At 73.0% G+C, this 5,069-nt stretch carries 5 protein-coding genes; all 5 read right to left on the bottom strand.

Features of this window, described 5'->3' with window-relative positions:
• Positions 1–479, bottom strand: a 479-nt coding sequence (locus tag ACWF94_RS33195) for a DUF6099 family protein (protein ID WP_453497109.1), incomplete at its 3' end; no start/stop codon positions are given.
• Positions 480–683: 204 nt separating this feature from the next.
• Complete coding sequence (locus tag ACWF94_RS33190) at positions 684–992, bottom strand: nucleotide pyrophosphohydrolase (RefSeq protein ID WP_453497112.1); 309 nt, start codon at positions 990–992, stop codon at positions 684–686.
• Positions 993–1,153: 161 nt separating this feature from the next.
• On the bottom strand, positions 1,154–2,356 hold the full coding sequence (locus ACWF94_RS33185) for an AAA family ATPase (protein ID WP_453497106.1): 1,203 nt from the start codon (positions 2,354–2,356) through the stop codon (positions 1,154–1,156).
• A 54-nt stretch (positions 2,357–2,410) separates the two neighbouring features.
• On the bottom strand, positions 2,411–2,830 hold the full coding sequence (locus ACWF94_RS33180; protein ID WP_453497103.1) for a cell division protein SepF: 420 nt from the start codon (positions 2,828–2,830) through the stop codon (positions 2,411–2,413).
• A 392-nt stretch (positions 2,831–3,222) separates the two neighbouring features.
• The coding region (locus tag ACWF94_RS33175) for a tetratricopeptide repeat protein (RefSeq protein WP_453497100.1) at positions 3,223–5,069 on the bottom strand (1,847 nt) is incomplete at its 5' end.

The raw sequence follows: 5,069 nt of genomic DNA, 5'->3' as shown, positions 1-5,069 counted from the left end.
GGGTCGGGGTGCCGGCCGCGGCCGGGGTGTCCGTCCTCGGCCCGGGCCGGGAGGCGGCGCAGCATTCCGCGCACCCGGTCGCTCGACTCGTCGGCGGCGTCTATCGCCTCGATGCACTGCCAGTAGAGCCCCTCCTCCTCGGTGCCACAGGCGACCGCGACCAGCGCGATTCCGACATCGCCGAGCAGCGCGCCCAGGCCGATCAGGGTCTCGCGCGCGTCCGCCACCCCGGACAACTGCTCGGCCCTGCTCCCATCGCCACGCGCCCCCGGCTGGACCTGCGGGGCGACTCCCCGGCCGCCGGTCTCGCTGAGTCCGCGCGCCTCGCCTCTCAACTCGGCCGGCCCGTACATGGCCAGCCTGCCGCCGATCGCCTGCGCGAGGGCCTGGGCCTGCCATGCCTCCGCCACGATGTCCGGTACCGCTCGGCTCTGCGCCAAGGCATGCCGGCTCACTCCGATGAGCCGCTCCGCATCCATGTACGCCGCCCCCGTTCGTACGACTTACTGCCCACTCAGTTCATTACCCAGAGTGAAGCGACTTGAGCCCAAACACCAGAGGAATTCGGAAATCTGTGGACAGGAAGCCGGTTGTGGATAAGTCATTGACTCCATAGAGTGACGAAACCTTGATCAATGGGGTTCCGGAGGCTCAAATTCCACCAGTGAGTGACCACCCGTGAGTCACCGCACCGGAAAGCGCACCTCATTCCGGTCGATCTTGTCCGAGAGCGCGGCGAGCACATCGACCCCGAGGACCTCGCAGAACTGGAGCAGATACGCCAGCACATCCGCGGCCTCGTCCCGTACCCGGTGGGCCGACTCCGCGTCAGCCATCACCCGCGCCGACTGTTCGGGCGTCAGCCACTGGAAGATCTCGACCAGTTCGGACGCCTCGACGCTGAGGGCGGCCGCCAGATTCTTCGGGGTGTGGTACGGCTCCCAGCCGCGCGCCGCGGCGAACCCCGCCAGCCTGCGCTGCAATCCGGCCACATCGAGCCCGTCGGCCCGTGGCCCCGCCGTCCCGCCCCGCGCCTCCGCCGTCCCGCCCCGCGCCTCGGCCCACGCCCCCGGCGTCCCGCCCGGTCCCTCGGTCCCTGGCCCCGCTGTCCCACTCTGTCCGTCTTCTTTCGTCACCGCACCAGTCTCCTTGGTCACGACACCAGTTCCACCACCGTCACACCGTCCATGCCCCGTACGGCCGACGCGTCCGTGACCGCCCCGACCAGCCGCACATGGCCGCGCGCGGCCATCTCCACGGCCAGTGCGACCAGTTCGCGGGCCTGTGCCGGGTCGAGAGCGCGATCGAAGCCGTCCGCCATGACCGTCAGCGCCTGATACGCGGCCGGAACCTCGGCCGCCGGGTCCATGGCGAGCACCCCCGGGCCGGTGAGCAGCACCAGCGCCAAAGCCAGAAACCGCAACTCGCCGTCGCCGAGTCGATCCAGCGGTGTCGCGGGGCGTCCGCCGCCCCGGCCGAGCAGGGCGCGTACCGTCCCGTCGAGCAGTTCCTCGACGGTCAGCGCCGCCACGTCGCCCGCGCACCCGGTGCGGGCGGCGGCGGTCAGCCGGGCGTGCCGTTTGGCGCACTGGTGGCCCGTACGGCGCAGCACCTCGGCGAGGTTGTCGCAGCCGCGCCGCAGCCTGCCGTCGCCCGCGGGCACCGGACTGCGCATTCCGTGCGGCTGCGGATCGCAGGCGAAGAGCGAGCGCAGGGCCACCACCGTCTGCTCGGCCGCGGCGAGAACGAGCAGTTGCCCCTGTGTCCTGCCCGCCACCCGCAGGGGCAGCAGCGCGGTGCCGAGCCGGTCGTCCGGCAACGGGGCGCGGGTCACGTACTCCGACCCCGCGGTGAGCCAGGCGGCCTGTACCGCCGGCCGCCGGGGATCGCGCAGTGCGGTGGTGAGCAGCGTCCGCCCGCCGCAGGTCAACCGCTCGCCGACGACGCGGAGTTCGGGTTCCGCCTGTACGGCGAGGTCCAGTCGGACCGGACCGGTGGGGCCGTCGACCGTACAGCCGATACGGAAGCCGCGCCGCCCCTGCTCATCGGCGCCGGCCCACTCGGGCACACAGGCGGCGGGGTCATCGAACGCCTCCGCCAGCGGGTCGCCCGCCGCCAGCCGCGCCAGTGACTCGAACGCCTGGAGGACACTCGACTTGCCGCTGCCACTGGCCCCCGCGACCAGGGTCACCGGGGTGAGGGGGATCGCGGCGGCCCGGTGCGTCCGGTAGGCGGAGAGCCGCAGTTCGGTGACGGTGGGGCGGGTGTCGTCCGGGTGGTCGATGGCATCGTGGGAAGGGGTGGTCGCGTCATCGGGCGGGGTGGTGGCGTCGTGGGGAGGGGTGGTGGCGTCCATGGGCGGACGGTACGCAGCGCTCACCGCGCCGAACCGTTCCGTCTCGGGCCCTTCCTACGAACGGGGGACGGGGCGCGAGAAGGTGTCGGTGCCCTCCGCGATCCCCTCGACCTCCATGCCGGTCGGCGCGAGCAGAAAGACGTTCCGGTCGACGCGGTGCATCCCGCTGCCGAGCCCGAAGACGACCCCGCTGCTGAAGTCCAGGATGCGTTTGGCGACATCGGCGTCCGCGCCGGTGAGGTCGAGGAGCACCGGGATCTGCGCGACGAGGTACTCGGCGACCTCGCGCGCGTCGGCGAAGACCTGGACCCGCAGAACGACCATGCGGCGCTGCTTCTCGGCGGCCACGCGGTCCTGGGGGACGGTGCGGTGGTCGACCCGCGACGGCCACTCGTTGCGACCGCGCAACGGGACGACCTGGGCCAGGCCCTCCCACTGTTCGTCGGTGACGTCGTACCTCTCGTACCTGCTCATAGGCCCATCCTCGCGTTCCTCACCCGTTCGGCCCAACACCGACACGGATGAGCCGATCACGGATCCGACACGGTCGACAACTCATTCGTCGGTGGGTGCACGCCCGAGGCCGTCGGCGACCGGAGCCGTACTCCGGCCCGTCCGGACGTCCTGCGGGCACCGCGTCCGCAAGCGTACGCACTGCGGAGAGTGGACGGACCATCACGGTGAACTCCCTTGGGGCCACGGGGTCCGCCGGAGCCCGGCTGCCGCCGCCCCGCCGTGGCCCGTAACCCCTGACAAGCCTTCAGCTCCACACCCCCGGCCGTCGGCCCTCAGGGGCTCCACCGCCGGCCCCGGGCCGCACACCACCGGCGGCCCAGGACACCGCCCCGAGCCCCGCCCCCCCGGCCTCACGCCACCGGCTTCTCCAGCATCGACCGGCAGAGGCTCAGCTTCGCGCCCACCAGAGCGGTCCTGATGCCGCCCAACGGCTCCCCATAGGGCGAGCGCAGCGGCTGGTACCCGGTGCACCGGTAGACGATCTCCGCCTGCCATCGTGCGCGCTCCGCCGCCGCGACATCTCCCAGGCGGCTCTGCACCAGTGCGATGGCCGCCTGGGACTGGCCCTCCAGCAGCCGCAGCTGGGACTCCTGAGCGAGCGTCAGCGCGGCGTGGGCGTGGCCGAGGGCGTCCAGGTGGCGGTCCGTGCCGCAGCCGGCGGCGGCGAGGCCGATCAGGGCCGTGGCGCGGCCCTTGAGATAGCCGACCTCCTCGGCTTTGCGCAGGGCGAGCCGGAAGTGTTCGGCCGCCCGCTCGTACTGGCCGAGCCGGTAGCGGGCATGGCCGAGCGCGAGCATCGCGTCGAGACCGGTGCGCGGGCGGCCGGACGTCCGGCCCAGCCGGTACGCGGTCAGGCCCAGCCGCAGCGCGTCCTGGCCCTCGCCGCCCACCGCGGCGATCATGGCGAGAACGCTGACGGCCTCGCCCTCGCCCGCGAGATTGCCGATGTCCTGGTAGCCCTGCCGGGCCTCCGTGGCCAGTTCATGGGCGGCTGTCAGCTCCCCGAGGTCCAGGGAGATCGCCGCCAGGGTGGCGCTGATCCGGGCGATGCTGTCGGGGGCGGCGATCTTCCGGGAGAGGGTGAGGGCCCGCCGGCACAGCTGTTCCGCCTCGCGCAGCCGCCCCATGGCGTGCAGCACCTCCCCCAGCCCCTGCAGCGGCTGGTGGGCGGTGCGCCCGAGCCTGCGGTCGATGGTGATCGACTGGTCGTAGTACTCGGCCGCCTGGCTCAGCAGTCCGAGGTCGGCGGAGACCCCGGCCAGATTGGACAGGGCGACCGACTCGCACACCCCCCACCCCGCGCGCCTGGCCAGGGCGATGGCCTGCTGGAAGTGGCTCCGGCTCAGCTCGGGGTCGCCCCGGGTGAAACCGGCGAGTCCCAGGCTCTGATGGGCGGCCGACTGGCCCCGGAAGTCACCGGCGCGCGACGCCGCCCGGAGCGCGACGGTGGCCACCGCGGTCCAGGTCTCGGCGGCACGGCGGAGCCAGAAGTAGCCCCTCAGGGTGTCGGCGAGAATCCATACGGACGGACACGGCGTGCCGTCCGCCTCGGTCTCGATCAGCCGGACCAGATCGGCGTGTTCGGCGTCGAACCAGTCGGCGGCGCTCCCCGGGCCGTCGAACGACGCGGGCCGCGCGTCCGCCGCCACCGGTTCGACCTCCAGCCGCAGGATCTGCGGATAGAGACTGCGCGCCGCCGCGTCCGCCGACGCCGAGTACCAGCGCAGCAGCCTGCGGCGGGCCGCGCGGTGCACCGGCTCCGGTTCCCCGGCCGCGTCCACCAGGAGTCGTGCGTACCACCAGATCAGATCGTGCAGCCGCAGCTGTTCCTGGCCCTCGCGCTCCACCAGATGCTCGGCGAAGAGCCGGTCGAGCAGGGGGGAGGCGGAGGCGATCGAGCGGCCCAGCAGCGCCGCGACGGCGGCGACCGTCGTCGTGGGTCCCGGCAGCAGGCCCAGCATCCGGAACGCCTGTGCCGCCTCGGGGTCCAGCCGCCGGTAGGACAGCTCGAAGGCCCTTCGTACGGCCGCGTTGGGGTCGCCCGCGACGGCCAGGCTCTCCAGCGGGTTGCCCGACCGCAGCTCCCTGACGTGGTCGGCGATCAGAAAGTCGGGGTGGAGGGCGAGATTGGCGGCGGCGATCCGCAGGGCGAGCGGGGTCCCGTCGCAGATGGCCACCAGATCGGCCAGCGCCTCGG

Source organism: Streptomyces sp. NPDC055078 (genome assembly GCF_053607985.1).
Note: the sequence above shows the minus strand (reverse complement) of the source record. Positions and strands in the feature narration are given on the sequence as shown.

What these genes read in the sequence shown, in the direction of transcription:
- ACWF94_RS33185 (WP_453497106.1), bottom strand. Translation starts at nt 2,356, where the DNA reads ATGGACGCCACCACCCCTCCCCACGACGCCACCACCCCGCCCGATGAC.
- ACWF94_RS33180 (WP_453497103.1), bottom strand. Translation starts at nt 2,830, where the DNA reads ATGAGCAGGTACGAGAGGTACGACGTCACCGACGAACAGTGGGAGGGC.